Origin of the sequence: Micromonospora sp. NPDC005257 (assembly GCF_042872445.1) — a bacterium.
Lineage (GTDB): Bacteria > Actinomycetota > Actinomycetes > Mycobacteriales > Micromonosporaceae > Micromonospora.
The window spans coordinates 411893-430435 of the sequence record NZ_JBIAKL010000003.1 but is presented as its reverse complement, the minus strand read 5'-3'; the positions used below and the strand labels follow the sequence as shown (position 1 = coordinate 430435).

Genomic DNA, 18543 nt, shown 5'->3' with positions numbered 1-18543 from the left:
TCGTCGTCGTCCGCCTACCGCTTCACCAAGTTCCGCAGCGCACCGAGGATCGACCGGTGGCTGACCTCGGCGTAGATCTTCTTGTCCAGGCCGTACAGGACCACGTACGGGCACTGCTGGTCGTCACCGCCCATGGTCTTGTCCAGCAGCTTGCGGCCGGTCGCCACCTCGTACACGCGTAGCTGGTAGGTGGCCTTCAGCAGCGTCAGCGTGTCCGGCTTCGGGTCGTCGTAGCGGCACTTGCGGATCGTCGCGCCGGTGCTCGTGCGGTCCAGGCAGGCGACCATCTGCACGGTCTTCAGGTCCTCCGACGCCCAGGTCCGTTCCACCCGCTTCGACAGGCCCTCGTCGTAGTAGTAGACCCGGTCGTGCCGGCGGTCCGTGCCCAGGTCGGTGCCGACGAGCAGCGCCACCGGATGCGGCGCGGCACCGGTGCGCTTCGGCGACTGCGGGTAGTAGAAGACCCCGTCGCACACGTTGTTCAGATCGGAGATCTGCGCCGCCGGGAAGTCGCTGGGCTGGGGCCCGCGCGTCGACGGCTCCGTGCCCGCTGTCGCTCCCGGAGCGGGTGTCGCGCCGGACGACTGCCAGGGGGTCACCGGCGGTGCGGCCGGCTGCGGCTCGGCCGCCTGACGCTCGGAGGAACGCAGTAGGAACGCCCCGACGACCAGGCCCGAGCAGGCCACCAGCAGCAGGACGCTCAGTGCCGCGACGGCGATGACCAGGCCGCGGTTGCGGCCCCCGGGCGACGGCGGGCCGGGCGGCGGGTACGGCCCGAACGGCGGACCCGCCGCGGGCGGCCCGTAGCTCGGGCCCGCATGGGATGGCGGGCCGAGAGCGGCGGGAGGCTCGCCGGCCGGCGGCATCCAGGCGTTCTCCGGGCGCTGTTCCGCGTCCCCAGTCGCTTCCTGACCCGATCCGGCCCCCGTGTCGGACATGCGCGTTCCCCCGTCGAACCCGTGTGGAGCGCGCAACTTATCAGGATCGGCGCACCGGAGATGCCCGTACTAGATGGTTGCGCCACCTAGGTAGCGGCGCTACTGTTTTCGTCCGTGATCGTCTCATCGGGACACTGCGGAGCGGTATGAACCAGGAACGGCGGGCGCAGTGGCTGCGCGGGGTGCTCGACCTCTGCGTGCTCGCGCTGCTGAGCCGGGGCGAGTCCTACGGCTACGAACTGTCCCAGGCGTTGCGGGCCCACGGGCTGGGCGCCGTGCAGGGCGGCACCCTCTACCCGGTGCTGCTGCGGTTGCAGCGCTCCGGCCTGCTCACCGCGCACTGGCGGGAGGGCGGGACCGGCCCTGCGAGGAAGTACTACCGGATCAGCCCGGCCGGCAGCGTGGTCCTGCGCGAGGCCGCGACCGACTGGAGCGCCTTCGCGTCGAGCGTGGGCGGGATACTGAGCGAGGAGCCGAAGCGGTGAACCACAACCTCTGGCTCGCCGCCCTGACCGGCGAGCTGCGCCGGCACGGGGTGGGGCCCGATCTGACCGGTCACGTCGTCGCCGAGGCGGCCACCCACCTGCTCGACAGCGGAGAATCGCCGCTGCGGGTCTTCGGCGCGCCGGAGGCGTACGCGCAGGCGGTGGTCGACAGCCTCGGCGGTCCCGACGTACGCCCGCCGCGCCGTCAACCGGGACCGGTGCGGCTCAGGGCCCGGGGCATCACCAAGCGCTACCGGGGGCGGACCGTCCTGGACCGGGTCGACCTGACCGTCCGAGCGGGGGAGATCGCGGCGGTGGTCGGTGCCAACGGCGCCGGCAAGAGCACGTTCCTGCGCATCTGCGCCGGCCTGCTGAGCCCGGATGCGGGAACCGTCGAGGTCGACGGCACGCTCGGCTACTGCCCGCAGGACGGTGGCACCGCCGAGTTCCTCAGCCCCGACGAGCACTTCGTGCTGATCGGCGCCGGCAGAGGGCTGGGCCGTACGGCCGCCCGGCGGGCCGGTCGCGCGGAGGCGGCCGGGCTGGAGTGGACGCCGCCGAGACGCACCCAGGCGCGGCACCTCTCCGGTGGCACCCGGCAGAAGCTCAACCTGGTGCTGGCCCGGCTCGGCGAGCCGGACGTGCTGCTCCTCGACGAGCCCTACCAGGGTTTCGACAGGGGGACGTACCTCGACTTCTGGCACGAGGTGTGGCGCTGGCGCGACGCGGGCAAGGCCGTCGTGGTCGTCACGCACCTGCTCAACCAGCTCGACCGGGTCGACGTCGTGCTCGACCTGGCGATGCTCGGGGAGCGTGAGGCATGAGCCGGACCCTCGTGGTGGCCGAAGCCGCCCTGCGCGAGCTGCTGCGCCGCCGTACCGTGCTGGTCATCCTGCTGCTGATGCCGCTGGCCTTCTACCTGAGCCGCCGCGGCGACTTTCTCGGGCAGTCGATCCGCTTCGTCTGTCTCGGCCTGGCCTGGGCGCTCAGCACCGCCGCGCTGTTCGCGGGCAGCGCGGCGCGGGGCATGGAACCGCGCCTGCGGCTCTCCGGCTACGGTAGCCGGCACCTGGTGCTCGGCCGGCTGCTCGCCCTCTGGACCGTCGGCGTGCTGCTCTCCACCCCGTACTTCCTGCTCGTCCTGGCCGACCAGCGCGACGTGCGGTACGGCGCGATCGCGCTGATCATGGCGCTGACCGTGTTCGTGTCGGTGCCGTTCGGGCTGCTGCTGAGCGCCGTGCTGCCGCGCGAGCTGGAGGGCACGCTGGTGCTGCTGACCGTCGTCGGCCTCCAGATGGTGATGGACCCGGCGGGCAGCGCCACCCGCGCGTTGCCGTTCTGGTTCAGCCGCGAGCTCGCCACGTACGCCGTCGACCACACCGACGGCGGCTACCTCACCCGCGGCCTCACCCACGGGCTGGTCTTCGCTGTCGCGCTCACGCTGCTGGTCGTGGCGGCCGCCGCGGTGCGGCTGCGACAGCGGCGGCACCTGCGGCTCGCGACCTGACCTCGGCGGCGGCGGACGAAACCCGGTCGCCGGGCGTGGCAGGATCGGCGGGTGCAGATCGGGTTGCTCGGGCCGTTCCAGGTCACCACGGACGGCGGCGTTGTCGCCGACGTGCCGGGCGCGCGACTGCGCGGGCTGCTGGCCGCCCTCGCGCTCCAGCCCGGCCGGGTGGTCCCGAAGTCGTCGCTCGTCGACTGGATCTGGGGCGAGCAGCCGCCCGCCGACGCCGCGAACGCGCTGCAACGGCTGGTGTCCCGGCTGCGCAAGGCGCTGCCGGCGGGCACCGTCGACGGGCTGCCGGACGGCTACCGGCTGGCCGTCGAGCCCGACGCGGTCGACGCCGTGCGGTTCGAACGGCTCGTCCGCCGGGCCCGCGACGGTGACGGGCCGCAGCGAGTACGCCTGCTGCGCGAGGCGCTGGGCCTGTGGCGTGGTGACCCGCTGCGCGACGTCGGGCTGCCCGACAGTCCGGCGCTCGACGCGGCAGCCACTCGGCTGGAGCGGCTGCGCCTGGCCGCGACGGAGGACCGGTACGACGCCGAGATCGGGCTCGGCCGGGAAGCCGATCTGATTCCGGAGCTGACCGACCTGGCGGCCGCCTATCCGGTACGCGAGCGGCTCGCCATGTCGTTGATGCGCGCGCTCGCCGCGGCCGGCCGGGACACCGAGGCGCTGCTCGTCTACCAGCGCACCGCCGACGCGCTCGCCGACGCCCTGGGCGTCGACCCGTCGCCGGAGCTGTCGGCGCTGCACGTCACCCTGCTGCGCGGCGGGACGGTACGCCGCGAGGACACCCGCCGCACCAACCTGCGCGCCGAACTGACCAGCTTCGTGGGCCGGGACGCCGATCTGGTCGCGGTCGGCGAGCTGGTGACCGCGCACCGGCTCACCACGCTCACCGGCCCCGGCGGATCCGGGAAGACCAGGCTGGCCACGGAGGCCGGGCGCCGGATGACGGGCGACCTGCCGGACGGCGTGTGGCTGGTGGAGTTCGCCGCCGTCAGCGCCGGCGGGGACGTGGTGCAGGCGACGATCTCCGGGCTCGGCCTGCGGGACGCGCTGCTCGGCGACCCGGGCAACGCGGAGCCGGCCGACCGGCTGGTCGCGGCGATCCGGGACCGGGACATGCTGCTGATCCTGGACAACTGCGAACACGTCGTGGAGCAGGCGGCCGCGCTGGCCCACCGGCTGCTCGGCGAGTGCCGGCGGCTGCGGATCCTGGCCACGAGCCGGGAACCGCTCGGCATCACCGGGGAGGCGTTGTGGCCGGTCGCGCCGCTGGGCCTGCCGGACGGCGACGCCACGGTCGCCGAGGTCGAGTCGTCGCCCGCAGTCCGCCTGCTGCGGGACCGGGCCGCCGCCGTCCGCCGGGACCTCGCGTCCGACGCCGGCACGGCGATGACGATGGCGCGGGTCTGCAGTGCGCTCGACGGCATGCCGCTGGCGATCGAGCTGGCCGCGGCGCGGCTGCGCAGCATGTCCGTCGACCAGCTCGCCACCCGGCTCGACGACCGGTTCCGGCTGCTCACCGGCGGCAGCCGGACCGCCCTGCCCCGGCACCGGACGCTGCGCGCGATTGTCGACTGGAGCTGGGAACTGCTCACCGACGCCGAACGCGCGGTCCTGTGCCGGCTGTCGGTGTTCTCCGGCGGGGCGAGCCTGGACGCGGCCGAGCGGGTCTGCGCCGGCGGCGCCGTCGAGCCGGGCGAGGTGCTCGACCTGCTCACCGCGCTGACCGAGAAGTCGCTGCTGGTCGCCGCCGGTGGCGTCGCGCCGCGCTACCGCATGCTCGGCACGATCAAGGAGTACGCCGCGCAGCGGCTCGCCGAGGCGGGGGAGACGAACCTCGTCCGCCACGCGCACCTCGCGTACTTCACCGAACTGGCCGAGGCGGCCGAGCCGTGGCTGCGCCGCGCCGATCAGCTCACCTGGCTCGCCCGGCTCGACGCCGAGCACGACAACATCACCGCCGCGATGCGCGGCGCGCTGGCGGCCGGCGAGGCGCGCGAGGCGATGCGGCTGGCGGCCGGCGCCGGTTGGTACTGGTGGCTCGGCGGCCACCGCACCGAGGGCATGGAGCTGGTCGTCGCGGCCACCGAGGTGCCGGGTGAGGTGCCCGACGACAACCGCGCCGTGGTGTACGCGCTGGTGGTGCTGTTCCTCAGCTCCGGGCCGGGCGACGGGCAGCACGCGGCCGAGTGGATCCACCGGGCGTACCGGCTGAGCCGGGCGGGCCGGGGCAGGCACCCGGAGCTGGCCCTGGTCGTGCCGATGGAGCGCATGCTGCGGGAGCCGGACGCGTTGCTGCCCGCCTGGGAGTCGCTGCTCGACCACGAGGACCCGTGGGTACGCGCGCTGGCCCGGCTGCACCTGGGCAAGCTGCGGGTCATCCTCGGGATCGAGGCGGCGGAGGCGGAGGCGTGCCTGCGGCAGGCGCTGGCCGAGTTCCGGGCGGTGGGTGAACGGTTCGGGATCTCGTTCGCGCTCAGCGAGCTGGCCGAGCTGATCGCCGTGCGCGGTGACGTCGCCGCCGCCTGCGACTACTACGAGCAGGCCGTCACGGCGGTCACCGAGGTCGGCGCCGTCGAGGACGTGATCCGGATGCGGGCGCGGCTGGCCTGGCTGTACCGGCTGGGCGGTGACGAGGCCGCGAGCGCCGCCGCCGTGGCCGAGGCGCAACGGCTCGCCGCAGGGGTCGCGTGGCCGGGCGCGCTGGCCGAGCTGGCGCTGGTCCGGGCGTACCTGGCCCGCCACGACGGCGACGCGGACGAGGCGTACGCGCAACTGCGGGCCGTGTCGGCGCTGCTCGGCGACGAGGCGGACCTGGCTGGCGTCCGGGCGGGCACCCAGGATCTGCTGGGCTACCTGGCCGAGGACGTCGAGCAGGCCCGTACCCATCGGGCGGCGGCGTGCCGGGCGGCGCGCGAGGGCGGCTACGCGCCGCTGACCGCGCAGGTGCTCGTCGGTGTGGCGGACCTGGCGTTGCGGCTGGACCGGCCGGACCAGGCGGCGCGGCTGCTCGGCGCCGCCGTCGCGGTACGCGGGCTGCCCGACCTCGCCCACCCGGACGCGTCCCGGATCGAGGCGGCGGCGCGCGACCGCCTCGGCGACGCGGGGTTCGCCGAGGCGGTCGCACAGGGCCGGGAGACCGGCTGGGAGCGGCTGGCCGAGGTCACGCTCGCTTCGTGAACGTGGACCGCGCCCACAGGTAGCCGACCACCGCGATGCCGGCGCACCAGACGATCGCGGGGACCACGTCGCCGGCCGAGGGAGCGCCGCCCAGCAGGCCGCGCAGCGTCTCGATGATCGGCGTGAACGGCTGGTACTCGGCGAACTGCCGCAGCCCCGGCCCCATCTTGTCCGCGGGCACGATCGCGCTGCTGAAGAACGGCAGCAGGATCAGCGGCACGGCGGCCATGCCCGCCGACTCGGGCGACTTGGCGAACAGGCCCAGAGCGACGGTGAACCAGCTGACGGCGACGCTGAGCAGCACCACCATGCCGACCGCACCGAGCCAGTGCAGGGGACCGGCGGCCGGGCGGAAGCCGAGCAGGAACGCCACACCGACCAGGGCCGCGACCGCGATGACGTTCGTCAGCACGGTGGCGACGACGTGGCCGGTCAGCACCGCGCCCCGGGAGACGTGCATGACCTTGAACCGGTTGATGATGCCCTTGGTCATGTCGGAGCTGACCGCGGTCGCGGTGCCGCCGAGGCCGTAGCAGACCGCCAGCAGCATCAGGCCCGGCGTCGCGTAGTCGACGTAGTCGACGCCGACGGAGAACGCGTCGCCGAGCATGTACACGAACATCAGCATGACGATGATCGGCATCAGCACCGCGTTGAACACCGAGGTGGGGTTGCGGCGCAGGTGCGTCAGGTTGCGGCGCAGCATGACGACCGAGTGGTTCCTGCTCATTTCGCGGCCACCTCCGGGGTACGGCCGGTCAGGGCCAGGAAGACGTCGTCGAGGTCGGGGGTCTGTACGGACAGGTCGCCGGCGCTGATCGCGTGCGCGTCGAGCCGGTCGAGCAGGGCGCGCAGCGCCGCGGTCCCGCCGTCGGTCGGCACGCTCAGCGCCAGCGCCTCCTCGTCGCGTACGGCGTCGGGCAGCACCAGCGCCGCCGCGTCGAGTTCGGCGACGCTGCCGAACCGCAACCGCACGTGCGTGCCGGGGATCCGGCGCTTCAGCTCCTCCGGCGTGCCCTGGGCGGCCAGCCGGCCCTGGTCCAGCACCGCGATCCGGTCGGCGAGGCGGTCGGCCTCGTCGAGGTACTGGGTGGTGAGGAAGACCGTCACGCCGTCGGCCACCAGCTCCCTGATGATCGACCACATGGTGCGGCGGCTGCGCGGGTCCAGCCCGGTCGTCGGCTCGTCCAGGAAGATGATCCGCGGCTCGCCGACCAGCGTCATCGCCAGATCCAGCTTGCGGCGCATGCCCCCGGAGTACGTCGACACCAGCTTGCCGGCGGCCTCGACCAGGTCGAACCGTTCCAGCAGCTCGGCGATGACCCGCTTGCCGATCACCCGGTCACGCGGGCCGAGGTCGGCCATGAGTTGCAGGTTCTCCCGCCCGGTCAGCAGTTCGTCCACCGCCGCGAACTGCCCGGTCACCCCGATCGCCGCGCGTACCGACCCGGCCTCGGTGGCCACGTCGTGCCCGGCGACACGCACCGACCCGGCGTCGGCGCGGATCAGGGTGGTCAGGATGTTTATGGCTGTCGTCTTGCCGGCCCCGTTCGGGCCGAGCAGCGAGAAGATCGTCCCGGCGGGGACGTCCAGGTCGATGCCGTCGAGCACCACCCGGTCCTTGTACGCCTTGCGCAATCCGGAGACCGCGATCGCTGAACTCGTCATGCGACCACCGTGCGCGGCCGTGCCGCCACCGCCCTGACACGGCGCTGACACGACCGCTGACAGTTTGTCGGTGGGCCGGCGTACGGTCCCGCCGTGGATCGGGAGACGTTCTGGGAGATCGTGGAGCGGGCACGTCGCGCCGCGGGGCGCGAGACGGTGACCGCCGAGGGGGCCGACGCGGTGGCCGGGCACCTGGTCGCGGAGCTGTCGGCGCGGAGTCCGGCGGCGATCGTGGGCTTCCAGCAGGCATACGACGACGTGACCGAGGAGGGATGGCGCTGGGACCTGTGGGCGGCCGCCTACCTGATGCGTGGCGGCTGCTCGGACGACGGGTTCGACTACTTCCGCGGCTGGCTGGTCGCGCAGGGGCGGGCGGTCTGGGAGCGGGCCGTCGCCGATCCCGACTCACTCGCCGGGGCCGGTGTCGACCCGGACGACGACGCGGTCGAGTGCGAGGCGGTGCTGAGCGCGGCGGGCGACGCGTACGCCGTGGCGACCGGCGGCGGCACCGATGCGTTCTGGGAGGCGCTCGACGCCGCCGACCGCGCTGCTCCCGACCGCACGCCGGCCGACCCGGCCGGTGACGACTTCGACTTCGACGACGACGAGCAGATGCACGCCCGCCTGCCGCGCCTGGCGGCGATCTACCGGCCGGTGGAATGAGGCGGTGCGCACCGCCTCCGACCCGATCCGGGTTAACCGCTGGTCCGCCGCGGGCCGGTGGGCGAGCATTGTCGGCATGGCCGGGTCGACGGGTGCGAGGCTGCCGCTCCAGGGCGGGCTGCCACCCGGCGAGGCGCTGACCGGCGCGGTGCTGGAGATCGCCTGCGACGAGTCCGGCTTCTCCGGCACCAACCTGCTCGACCCGGCCACCCCGGTGATCGTCCACGCCAGTGTCGACCTGAGCCGCGACGAGGCCGCCGAGTTGATCCGTACGCTGCGGTCCGGGTTCCGGTTCTCCCCCGACGAGGTCAAGTCCCGGCAGTTCCTGCGCCGGCGCGAAGCCGCCGAGGTGACGGCGTGGCTCCTGGCGGCGCTGCGCGGCCGGGCGCACGTGCACCTGGTCGACAAGGAGTTCTTCCTCGCCACCCGGGTCGTGGACCTGCTGCTGGCCGAACCGTCGTACGCGGCGGGCACCCGCCTCGCCGGTGACCGGCGTCCGGCCGCGACGGCGCTGCACCGGGCCGGGCGGGCGGCCGGACCCGGCTGGGCGGTCTTCCTCGCCGCCGTGGTCGAGATGCTGCGCACCAAGCGGCGGGACCGGGCGGACGACCGGAGCGTCGAGCGGTTCTTCGCCGCGCGGGACGCGTTGCGTCGCCACGTCGGCGACGCACAGGTCGGCGCGGTTCTCGACGCGCTCGATCCGGCCCGGGTAGCAGCCGTGCAGGCCCGGTTGTACGCGGGCGACCGGACGATCCCGCCGCCGCTGGAGCCGCTGCTGCCGGCGCTGGCCGAGACCGTCCTGCACTGGAGCGCCGGACGGCGGCGGGTGCTGGTGATCCACGACGAGCAGAGCGCGCTCACCGAGGACCGGCTGCGCCGCCTCCAGGCGGCGCTGGCTGCCGGCGACCCGGCCGGCCCGTCACCGCTGGCCGGGCTGGTGATGACCGATTCGCGCGACGACCCGCGCGTCCAGGCCGCCGACCTGCTCGCCGGGGTGGCCCGCCGGATGCCCGGCGTCCCCGGCGACCGGCCGCTGCGCCCGCTGCTGGCCCCGGCCTCCGACGCCGGGTAGCCGTCAGCTCATGTCGAGCGCGTACGCGGCCTCCCGCACGTCGGCGTCCGGGTGACGGCGTAGCCCGGTCAGCAGCTCCCGCCACGGCGTCTTCCAGCCGAACTCCGAGCCGTGCGCGACGAGCGCCACCGCGAACAGCCCACCGGCGAGGTCTCCGCGCCCGGCGAGGCGGGCGATGGTGTCGGCGAGCGCCGCCGGGTCGGGCCGCCGCCTGTCGCGCAGGCGCGCGCCGACGTGTTCGGCAGTGCGGACCGCGACCAGGGGCCGGCCCGCGCAGAGCGCGGCGACCTCGTCCAGGTTGTCCATCCGGCCGATGCCGACGAGAAGGCCGGTGGCCGTACCCAGGAAGCCGTCCCGGCCGGCGAGCCACCGCGCGGCCTCGACCAGTCCGGCCCGGTCGACGTCGGCCGGCCGGCTGCGGGACCACAGGGCCGCGCCGACGGCGAGCACGTCGATGCGCCGCCGGGCCGGCCGGTCGGTCACCGGGCCGCCCGGGTCGTCGTCGGCCGCGTCCCGCTCCACCAGCCGGGTCAGCGCGGCCCGGAACGCCGCGTCGCCACCGGCCCGCAGCAGGTTCGCCACGCCGATGCTCGGCGTCGTCTCGTCCGGGTCGGTGAGCCGGTCCACTATCAGGTCGGTGACGCCGGTCAGCCACGGCCACCACTCACCGAGCGCGGCGAACGCGGCGCGGCTGACCTCCCGGTCCTCGGCCCGGCACGCCGCCGCGACCAGGTCGGCGTAGGCGCGGCGGTGACGCTCCGAGATCCCGGACGGGAACGCGCCGAGCACCGCCCGCCGCTCCTCGCGGCTGGCGTGCACCGCCGCCCGCAACACGGCCCAGGCCGCCTCCGACCCCAGCCGCTGCCGGGCGGCGGAGACGATCGCCGCGCGCACGTCGCGGTGCGTGTCCGGATCGGTGTACGCCGCGCCGAGCGTCACCATCACGTCGGTGTGGGTGTAGCGGGCCAGGAGCCGGGCGGCCTCCTTGCGGCTGGTGACCTTCGCGGCGCCGGTGAGCACCCCGCCCAGCAGTTCGGCCAGGCGGGCCGGCGGGACGTACCGGGCGGCCCGTCCGGCCGCGTACAGCGCGACACGTGCCCGTTCTCCGTCGGCGTACCGCAGCAGCACCGGGAACGCCTCGTCCGGCCGGTCGGTCCAGACCAGCGCGCCGAGCGCCGCCTCGGCGACCGGCACCTGGGACGCGTCGAGGTGGCGCAGCACCAGCTCACGTCCGGCCGGTCCGGCCCCGGCGGCGGCCCGGATCGCCCCCGCCCGCCGCCAGACCCGTTGCCCGGAGTCGGCGACGACGCGGGCCTGAAGCGCCACGAAGCGCTCCTGCTGGCGGGGGAGCCAGCGCTGGGCGTACGGCGCCGTGTCGGGCACCCACCGCAGGCCGCGCTCCACGAACCGGCCGCGCGGGGGCCGGTCCAGCGCCCGGTCGAGCAGGTCGGTGCGGGACGCGCAGACGGTCGTCCACACCCCGTGGATCGCCACCGCCGACGCGTCCACGTCCAGCACCTCGGCGACGCGCCGCGAGCGGGTACGCGGATCGGCGAGCCAGAGCTCCACCGCGGCACGGGCCACCGAGGGCAGGGTGTCCGGCCCGATCGCCCGGCGCAGCATGTCCTGTAGCTCCGGCAGCCGCCAGGCCCGCCGGCCGAGCGCTTCGGTGAGCGCGAACAGCAGCCCGTACCGGCCGCGCGCCATGCCGCCCTCGATCCGGCCGCGCAGCCGGTCGAACACCACCCTCTCCTGGCCGTGGCGCAGCACCGTGTCGAGCCGGCGCAGCACCGGCACCGTCGCGTCGCTGCTCACCACGTCGATCGTGAGCAGTGCCCACTCCACCAGCTCGGGCACGTCCACGTGATGCGTGAGCACGTCGACGGAGAGCCGGCTCAACGCCGTGGTGGTGGCCGCCGAGGTGTCCCGCGCGTCCACCGCGTCGGTGGTGAGCCCGGTCAGCCCGGCCGCGCTCGTGGCGGTGAGCAGCGGCGCCACTGTGGCCAGCGCGGTGAGCGCGGCCGCGCGTACCGGGTCCTGCTCGTTGCGCAGCCGGCCGAGGCGGACCACCACCTGGGCCACCGTCCGCGGGTCGCGGGAGCGCCGCGCGGCCGCCACCAGCAGCCGCCAGCCGTCCGCCCGTTCGTCCGCGTCGCCCGAGCGCAGTGCCGCGCTCGCCGACGCGGAGGCCGCCGGCCACGGCAGGTACGCGCTCCAGAACCGCACCTGCTCCTCCCGCTCGCGGACCGACGGCAGGACCAGCACCCGGGTCGCCTCGCGTGCCTGTACCGGCGCCGGCAGCACCTCCATCACCTCGGCGCCCGGCAGCAGCGCCGTGGTGTCGGTGTCGGCCAGCGCGCCGTGGTACAGCTCGGCGCGGCGGCTCGGCGCCACGGCGCGCAGCAACGCGGCGAGCGCCCGGTCGTGCTCGCGCAACCGGGCGGCCAGCGGGATCAGATCGTCCACGGGCAGCGCGGCGAGGCGGCCCAGCAGCGCGCGGGGCAGCACGATCCGTGCCAGCCAGGTCGCGCGGCCGGGCGAGGTGAGCAGGCGTACGACACGGCGGGCGTCGTGTGCGGCGAGCCGCCCGTACGCGACGAGCGGGCCGGGTAGCGACTCCTCCGGCGCGTACTCGTCGAGCAGGTCCAGCGCCCGCGCGGGATCGCCGCGCAGCACCGCGCCGGCGACCTCGGTCCAGATCCGCCTGCGCGACTCCGGTGGGGCCGCGGCCAGCCGTTCACCGGTGCGCGCCAGCACGATGCCGGCGTGCCACCGCATCAGCCGTTCCGGGTTCAGCGCGTGTTCCAGGTCGGGCAGCAGGGTCCGTACCGTCTCCGGGCCGCAGGCCGGCAGCAGCGCGGCTGCCTCGTGGTCACCGAACCGCTCGCGTACCCCGATGATCAGCGCGTCGGCGACGGCCGGTGCCGGGCGGCGGCGCAGCCCCCGGTAGACCCGCCGCCGCGCGTTCGCCGGCCGGTCGGTCAGGTCGGCGGGCGTCACGCCGGCCCGCACGGCCGCGTTCAGCGCGGTGGCGCCGATCGAGGGCTCCGGGTCGTGCGTCGCCGCCAGGACGGCGTCGGTGTCCTGGGTGGCCAACGCGGCGAGCAACGCGAGACGCCGCTCGTAGGTGCCGCGTTCGCGCAGGTCGGCGCAGACCTGAGCACGGTCGGGCGCGGTGCGTGCCCACGCCACGAGGCGTCGCGTCCGGTCGCGGTGGGACAGCGGATCGAGTGACGTCAGGAGAGCGCGGGTGGCTTTGAGCACGGTGATCATTGTGCCGGTGGCCGGCCACCGCTGCCGCCCCGTCAAACCATTCCGCAATTCCTATGGAAATTGTAGATTTTCAGCTTACTCTCAGCCGCCCGGGATTGACATTAATCGGACCGTCGGGGATATTCCTAGCGGCGCGTCGGGGCGCGGGGCGGAGCAGGCGAAGGCTGCGGATTTCACCTGCGTGACGTGCGGAAACGTGTTCGTGTCGCCCCTGCTCCGCAGGGTCCTGATGAGGTTGGACGATGATTAACCGGGCCGTCGAATTCGCCAAGCACAATTCGCCGAATTCCCTGCGCGTAAAGGCCCGGCGGGCACAGATGGAAGCGCGTAACGCCCGCATGCGACTCGCCGTGCCGGTGGTGGAACGCAGCGAATTCGACAACATCTTCCACTGCACGGTCCGCAAGACCGGCAGCCAGTGGATCAAGGCGTTGTTCAGCGACCCGGCCGTCTACCGTCACTGCGGGCTGCTGCCCTACGACCCGCGCTTCTACTCCGGCGGGGCGACCGCGCCGGTGCCCGCCGGCCGCATCGGCCTGGCGATCTTCCTCTCCCACAAGCGGTTCGAGGCAGTGCCCAAGGCCGGCAGCTACCGCGCGTTCTTCGTGATCCGTGATCCGCGCGACGTGGTGGTGTCCAGCTACTTCTCCCTGCGCAACTCGCACGCCCCGATGGGCGACATCCCCCAGGCGCGCAAGGCCCTCCAGGAACTGCCGAAGAAGGAGGGGATGCTCTACGTCATCGACCGGCTGCGCGACAAGAAGCAGTTCGCGCAGATGCGGTCCTGGGGGGTCGCACCGAGCGACGAGACGTTCCGGCTGTTCCGCTACGAGGACCTGACCGGCGAACGGCAGACCGAGGAGGTCGACCAGCTCATGCGGCACTGCGGGATCACCCTGCCGCCGGCCGAGCTGGAGGCCCTCCTGGCCCGCTACAGCTTCAGCAAGATGAAGAAGAGCAAGGAGACCCCGGGGCGGATCTCCCACTACCGCAAGGGCGCGTCCGGCGACTGGCGCAACCACTTCGACGACGACGTCTACGCCGCGTACACGGCCGCCGCCGGTGACCTCGCCGAGATCCTCGGCTATCCCGCCCGCGACGACGTGACCGACGAGCGGAACGGCCAGGGGTCCGCTACCCGGTAGGGCGCGTCACGAGCCTGCCTGCCCGAACCACAGATCGTGGACGGACTGCAAGCCGTCATGCGTCGAGTCGGTCACCCGGAAGAACTTCCACGCATAGCCGAACGGGTCCTCGAACTCGACGTACCTCTCTCCCCACGGTGCGTTCTCCGGACCGGCACTGATGACGCAGCCGGCAGCTTCACACCGCAGGGCCGCCTCGTCGATGTCGTCAACCTCGAGCCCGATGACAACGCCGAGCCCGCGCGGGCCGGTCTTCGTCCGACGTTCCCGGGCGCTGTCCGGGAACGGGATGCCAACCAGCGCGTCGACCAGCAACTGCAACGGGCCCCGCCGGAGGATTGCCATGACGAGACCACCATCAGCGCCAGGCACCGTGCCCACCGGGACAAAACCGAAACTCTGATACAACGTCGAGGCTGCCGTGACGTCACTGACCCGCAGCGCGACCCGTACCGGTGGCTCGTCGGTCATCCCGCGACGCTAGCGATTCGGCACACTGCGCGCAACGCTCGCCCAACCTGTCCGTTCGACCTCCGTATCTCGACCATCCTCTCCGGAATGCGAAGGATCCCGCGAGGCGGTGAGCGGATGGTCCGCACCTGGATCGCCTTATGCTCCTGCTGTGGAGCTGCGGTTCACCACGCGCCCGTCCGACTCGGCCTGGATCGACACCGTCTGGACCTGCACCAGCGAACGGGTCACCGAGATGACCTCGGTGGCGAGCCCGTGCTGGGGCCTGGTCTTCTGGCGGCGTGACGGGCACTCGTACGCGGCCGTCTCCGGCCCCGAGACCGCCACCGGCGCGGCACCGGTGCCCGAGGGCGCGACGTTCGTCGGCATCGAGTTCGCGGTGGGCACCTCGCTGCGGCTCGTACCCACGCCGGCGCTCGTCGACAGCGGCGCCGAACTGCCCGACGCGACGCGCCGGACGTTCCGGCTCGACGGCGGCCGGTGGGAGACGCCCGGCCCGGACGACGCCGAATCGCTCGTCGAACGGCTGGTCCGCGCCGGTGTGGTGGTCCGCGACCCGCTCGTCACCGAGGTGCTTCGCGGCGGCCGTCCGCCGGCCTCACCACGCACCCTGGAACGCCGGTTCCGCGCCGCGACCGGGCTGACCCGGGGCGCCGTGCGGCAGATCGACAGGGTGCGCCGGGCCGCGGTGCTGCTGGCCGCCGGCAGCCCGCCCGCCGACGCGGTCACCACCTTCGGGTACGTGGACGAACCGCACCTGGCCCGCGCGCTGCGCCGGTACGTCGGGCGGACGGCCGGTGAGCTGCGCGCGGGCGCCGGTGGCGCGATCGCGCTGGACCCGGCTCAGCGGGTCACGTCGTAGATCAGCTTGATGACGCCGTTGGGGTAGGCGGCGCAGTCGCGCAGACGCAGCGCCTGCTTGTCCCGGTCGGCCTGGCTGAACAGGCTCTTGCCGGCGCCGAGCAGCACCGGGAAGACGAGCAGGTGGTACCTGTCGATCAGGTCCGCCTCGGCGAGACGGCGGGCGAGTTCCGCGCTGCCGTGGATGAAGACGTCGCCGCCGTCGCCCTGCTTGAGCGCGGCCACGTCGGCGGTGCTCCGCAGGACCGTCGTCGGCCCCCAGCCGTCGACCAGGGCGTCCTCGGGCAGGCTGGACGACACCACGTACTTGGGCAGGTCCCGGTAGGCGGCGTGGTCCTCGGAGTCGCGCCAGGTGGGCGCGAACGCCTCGTAGCTGCGCCGGCCGAACATCAGCGCCGTGGTCTGTTCCAACTCCTCGCCCTTGAGCGAGAACGCCTCCGGCAGGAACTCGACGTCCTTGACGACCCAGCCGCCGCTGCGGTGGTCCTCGCCCGGCCCGCCGCCGGGGGAGTCCACCACGCCGTCGAGCGACATGAATCCGGTGTAGACAAGATCACGCATGCGGCCATGCTAGGAACGGCCGCCGGCTGCCGTCTTGTACGGAACCGACACGCCTCAGCAGCCGCACGACGCACCGGCCGGGGCGGTGAGGTCGTCGGCGGGCCGCCGGATCAGCCCCGCCTCGGTGCGTACCGGGAAGCCCTCCCGCACCCAGTACTCGTACCCGCCGATCATCTCCTTGACCGGCCGGCCGAGCCGGGCGAACTCCAGCGCCGCCCGGGTGGCGCCGTTGCAGCCCGGCCCCCAGCAGTAGGTGACCACTGTGGCGTCCGGCGGGACCAGCTCGCCCGCCCGGGCGGCGATCTCCGCGGTGGGCAGGTGCACCGCGCCGGGGAGGTGTCCCTGCCGCCACGCCGGCAGGGAGCGCGAGTCGACCACGACCAGGCCCGGTACGCCCGCCTCCAGATCGGCGTGCACGTCGCTCACGTCGGCCTCGAACGAGAGCCGGGCCGCGAAGTGGGCGAGGGCGTCGGCGGGACGGGCGGCGGGAATGCGCAGGACGTTCGACATGGCACCCATCGTGCTGGCCGCCGCCCGGCCGCTCCAGTGGCGCGAGCGACGCCCTTCGCTAAGATCCCGCCATGAACCGTGCCACCGTGTCGGTGCTGGCGTACGAGGGCATGTCGGTGTTCGAGACCGGGATCGTCACCGAGGTCTTCGGCCTGCCCCGTCCGGAGTTCGACGTGCCCTGGTACGAGCTGACCGTCTGCGCAGAGACCCCCGGCGCGGTGCGGCTGGTCGGCGGCGCCACGCTGCACACCCGCCACGGCCTCGACGCGTTCGCCGCCGCCGGCACGCTGATCGTGCCCGGCGTCGCCGACGTGCACGCCGACCCGTCGCCCGCGCTCACCGGCGCGCTCCGCGCGGCCCACCGGCGCGGCGCCCGGATCGTGTCGATCTGCTCGGGCGCGTTCGCCCTGGCCGGCGCGGGCCTGCTCGACGGCCGTCGCGCCACCACCCACTGGCGGTACGCCGACCTGCTCGCCCGGCGCCACCCGGCGGTACGCGTCGACCCGGACGTGCTCTACGTGGACGACGGGGACATCCTGACCAGCGCCGGCAGCGCGGCCGGTCTCGACCTCTGCGTCCATCTGGTACGCCGCGACCACGGCCCGACGATCGCCAACGCCGTCGCCCGCCGGCTCGTCGTGCCGCCGCACCGCGACGGCGGCCAGGCGCAGTTCGTCGAGGCGCCGGTGCCCGGCGACCCGGAGGACGACCGGCTCGCCGCGAGCATGTCCTGGGCGCTGGCGAACCTGAACGCCCCGATCACGGTGGCCCGGCTGGCGCGGCGGGCGCACATGTCGTCCCGCACCTACCTGCGGCACTTCGCGCGGGCCACCGGCACCACCCCGATCCGGTGGCTGATCGACCGGCGCGTCCAGGCCAGCCTGCCGCTGCTGGAGACCACCACCGCGCCGATCGGGGAGGTCGCCGCGACGGTCGGGTTCGAGACGGCGGTGACGTTTCGGCACCACTTCACCGCCGCGATGCGGACCTCGCCGTCGGCGTACCGCCGGACCTTCACCAGGACGTCCGGGGCTCACGCCCCGGGCAGCGGGACGACGTAGGAGTCGACGCGGGCGATGAGCCCGTCCCGGAACGTGAACAGGTCGTTGAAGGCGAACCGGAACGGTCCGTGCTCGACGGTGACGCCCCGGCCCTCGCCGGTCACCACGACGACCGGCCCGTCCTCGTGCACGCGCTCGACGTCGAGGTGCGGGCTGCCGGTGAAGGCCGGATTCTCGATCTCGCCGTCGAACTCCGCCCGGCCCCGGGTGGTCCGGTGGCCGTGGATGACCCACTCGACGTCGTCGGTGAGGGTGGCGAGGATGCGCTCGTGGTCACTGGTCCGGAAGCCGTCGAAGTATTCGGCGACCAGCTCACGCTGGGTTGGTCGGGTCACTGCTGTCTCCTTCGTGTCGCAGGTGGGCGGCGAGGGCGTCGAGGATCGAGGCGAGCCCGTCGGCCGCCTGGTCGGTGCGCAGCTCGGGCGGGAGCTTGCGCTGGTGCACGGTGAGGTCGGTGCCGTCCCCGGCAGGCCGCAGCGTCACCGTCGTGCGCAGGCCGGTGACCGGCTCGTCGAACACCAGCTCACGCGGCCGGTCGGCACGTACGTAGACGAACCGCAGCCGCCCGGTCCGGCCGTCCGGGGCCCGGGTGTCGAGCGCGAACTCCCCGCCGGGCCGCAGGTCCACGATCACCGACGCCTGCGGCACCGTGGCGTGCGAGCCGCCCCAGAACGCCGCGATGCCGGCCGGCGAGGTGAACGCCTCCCACACCCGGTCCGGCGCGGCGGGCAGGTGGCGCCGCGCGATCAGCTCGTCGCCGTGCCGTTCGGTGACTGCCCTCACCGGGTCGCCTCCGGGCCCGAGAGGTGCGTCTCCAGCGCGTCGAGGCGGTCGTCCCAGGCGCGGCGCTGCTCGTCGATCCACATGCTCAGGCGGGCGAGCCGGTCGCCGCGCAGCCGGCACGGTCGGCGCGTGCCCTCCCGTCGCTGCTCGACCAGGCCGCACCGGCGCAGCACGCCGACGTGGTGGGAGACGGCCTGCGGCGTCAGGTCGAACGGCTCGGCCAGCTCGCCCACAGTGGCCTCACCGCGGGCGAGGCGGGTCACCAGGGCGCGGCGGACCGGGTCGCCGAGGGCGGCGAAGGCGAGGTCGAGGTCCGGGTCGGAGCGCATGCCCGCACGCTAGCGCAAACAATCATT

Annotated in this window: 19 protein-coding genes; 9 read left to right on the top strand and 10 right to left on the bottom strand. The window is 74.1% G+C overall.

Annotation, left to right across the window (positions count from 1 at the left end; all coding sequences use genetic code 11):
* Positions 1-14 precede the first annotated feature (14 nt).
* The gene (locus tag ACFYO8_RS08835) at positions 15-938 is read right to left on the bottom strand and encodes a hypothetical protein (protein ID WP_355096488.1); all 924 of its coding nucleotides are present in this window, start codon (positions 936-938) and stop codon (positions 15-17) included.
* Between the two features lie 146 nt (positions 939-1084).
* On the opposite strand from ACFYO8_RS08835, the gene ACFYO8_RS08830 reads away from it, so the two are divergent.
* Genes ACFYO8_RS08830 through ACFYO8_RS08815 form a run of 4 tightly spaced genes read left to right on the top strand, consistent with a single transcriptional unit; the run spans position 1085 to position 6119 of the window.
* On the top strand, positions 1085-1423 hold the full coding sequence (locus ACFYO8_RS08830) for a PadR family transcriptional regulator (RefSeq protein ID WP_355096486.1): 339 nt from the start codon (positions 1085-1087) through the stop codon (positions 1421-1423).
* Positions 1420-2247: an ATP-binding cassette domain-containing protein gene (locus tag ACFYO8_RS08825; RefSeq protein ID WP_355096484.1), complete on the top strand. Its 828-nt coding sequence runs from the start codon at positions 1420-1422 to the stop codon at positions 2245-2247. Before ACFYO8_RS08830 ends, ACFYO8_RS08825 begins: the two co-directional genes overlap by 4 nt.
* A complete protein-coding gene (locus ACFYO8_RS08820; RefSeq protein WP_355096482.1) occupies positions 2244-2930 on the top strand; it encodes a hypothetical protein in 687 nt (228 codons plus the stop codon). Before ACFYO8_RS08825 ends, ACFYO8_RS08820 begins: the two co-directional genes overlap by 4 nt.
* Before the next feature lie 51 nt (positions 2931-2981).
* Positions 2982-6119 (top strand): BTAD domain-containing putative transcriptional regulator, encoded by a 3138-nt coding sequence (locus ACFYO8_RS08815; RefSeq protein WP_354867628.1) that lies wholly within the window; start codon positions 2982-2984, stop codon positions 6117-6119.
* On the opposite strand, the gene ACFYO8_RS08810 is transcribed toward ACFYO8_RS08815, so the two are convergent.
* Positions 6103-6849 (bottom strand): ABC transporter permease, encoded by a 747-nt coding sequence (locus ACFYO8_RS08810; protein ID WP_354867577.1) that lies wholly within the window; start codon positions 6847-6849, stop codon positions 6103-6105. The two genes, ACFYO8_RS08815 and ACFYO8_RS08810, sit on opposite strands and share 17 nt — an antisense overlap.
* Positions 6846-7787: an ATP-binding cassette domain-containing protein gene (locus tag ACFYO8_RS08805; protein ID WP_354867575.1), complete on the bottom strand. Its 942-nt coding sequence runs from the start codon at positions 7785-7787 to the stop codon at positions 6846-6848. The genes ACFYO8_RS08810 and ACFYO8_RS08805 overlap by 4 nt, the downstream gene beginning before the upstream one ends.
* A 93-nt stretch (positions 7788-7880) precedes the next feature.
* Here ACFYO8_RS08805 and ACFYO8_RS08800 point away from each other — a divergent pair, with 93 nt between their 5' ends.
* On the top strand, positions 7881-8450 hold the full coding sequence (locus tag ACFYO8_RS08800) for a DUF4240 domain-containing protein (RefSeq protein WP_354867572.1): 570 nt from the start codon (positions 7881-7883) through the stop codon (positions 8448-8450).
* Positions 8451-8526: 76 nt separating this feature from the next.
* Positions 8527-9522, top strand: coding sequence for a DUF3800 domain-containing protein (locus ACFYO8_RS08795; RefSeq protein ID WP_354867569.1), 996 nt, complete (start codon positions 8527-8529; stop codon positions 9520-9522).
* A gap of 3 nt (positions 9523-9525) precedes the next feature.
* On the opposite strand, the gene ACFYO8_RS08790 is transcribed toward ACFYO8_RS08795, so the two are convergent.
* Positions 9526-12795 (bottom strand): hypothetical protein, encoded by a 3270-nt coding sequence (locus ACFYO8_RS08790; RefSeq protein WP_354867625.1) that lies wholly within the window; start codon positions 12793-12795, stop codon positions 9526-9528.
* Positions 12796-13037: 242 nt separating this feature from the next.
* On the opposite strand from ACFYO8_RS08790, the gene ACFYO8_RS08785 reads away from it, so the two are divergent.
* Positions 13038-13940 carry a sulfotransferase domain-containing protein gene (locus ACFYO8_RS08785; RefSeq protein ID WP_354867567.1) on the top strand — a complete coding sequence of 301 codons (903 nt, stop codon included), beginning with the start codon at positions 13038-13040 and terminating at the stop codon, positions 13938-13940.
* Between the two features lie 6 nt (positions 13941-13946).
* On the opposite strand, the gene ACFYO8_RS08780 is transcribed toward ACFYO8_RS08785, so the two are convergent.
* A complete protein-coding gene (locus ACFYO8_RS08780; RefSeq protein WP_354867564.1) occupies positions 13947-14411 on the bottom strand; it encodes a VOC family protein in 465 nt (154 codons plus the stop codon).
* Positions 14412-14562: 151 nt separating this feature from the next.
* Here ACFYO8_RS08780 and ACFYO8_RS08775 point away from each other — a divergent pair, with 151 nt between their 5' ends.
* Positions 14563-15273, top strand: a complete 711-nt coding sequence (locus tag ACFYO8_RS08775; protein ID WP_354867561.1) for a helix-turn-helix domain-containing protein — start codon at positions 14563-14565, stop codon at positions 15271-15273.
* Here ACFYO8_RS08775 and ACFYO8_RS08770 read toward each other — a convergent pair.
* Both ACFYO8_RS08770 and ACFYO8_RS08765 read right to left on the bottom strand, forming a co-directional pair.
* Positions 15255-15833 carry a dihydrofolate reductase family protein gene (locus ACFYO8_RS08770; RefSeq protein WP_354867559.1) on the bottom strand — a complete coding sequence of 193 codons (579 nt, stop codon included), beginning with the start codon at positions 15831-15833 and terminating at the stop codon, positions 15255-15257. The genes ACFYO8_RS08775 and ACFYO8_RS08770 overlap by 19 nt on opposite strands.
* A 54-nt stretch (positions 15834-15887) precedes the next feature.
* Positions 15888-16352 carry a rhodanese-like domain-containing protein gene (locus tag ACFYO8_RS08765; RefSeq protein WP_354867557.1) on the bottom strand — a complete coding sequence of 155 codons (465 nt, stop codon included), beginning with the start codon at positions 16350-16352 and terminating at the stop codon, positions 15888-15890.
* Between the two features lie 62 nt (positions 16353-16414).
* Here ACFYO8_RS08765 and ftrA point away from each other — a divergent pair, with 62 nt between their 5' ends.
* On the top strand, positions 16415-17404 hold the full coding sequence (gene ftrA, locus ACFYO8_RS08760; protein ID WP_354867554.1) for a transcriptional regulator FtrA: 990 nt from the start codon (positions 16415-16417) through the stop codon (positions 17402-17404).
* Here the strand turns inward: ftrA and ACFYO8_RS08755 are convergent.
* From ACFYO8_RS08755 to ACFYO8_RS08745, 3 genes are read right to left on the bottom strand one after another with little or no spacing between them, the layout of a single operon-like run.
* On the bottom strand, positions 17377-17739 hold the full coding sequence (locus ACFYO8_RS08755) for a nuclear transport factor 2 family protein (protein WP_354867551.1): 363 nt from the start codon (positions 17737-17739) through the stop codon (positions 17377-17379). The genes ftrA and ACFYO8_RS08755 overlap by 28 nt on opposite strands.
* Positions 17717-18187, bottom strand: coding sequence for an SRPBCC domain-containing protein (locus ACFYO8_RS08750; RefSeq protein ID WP_354867548.1), 471 nt, complete (start codon positions 18185-18187; stop codon positions 17717-17719). Before ACFYO8_RS08750 ends, ACFYO8_RS08755 begins: the two co-directional genes overlap by 23 nt.
* Positions 18184-18516: a metalloregulator ArsR/SmtB family transcription factor gene (locus ACFYO8_RS08745; protein ID WP_354867546.1), complete on the bottom strand. Its 333-nt coding sequence runs from the start codon at positions 18514-18516 to the stop codon at positions 18184-18186. The genes ACFYO8_RS08750 and ACFYO8_RS08745 overlap by 4 nt, the downstream gene beginning before the upstream one ends.
* Positions 18517-18543: the final 27 nt, after the last annotated feature.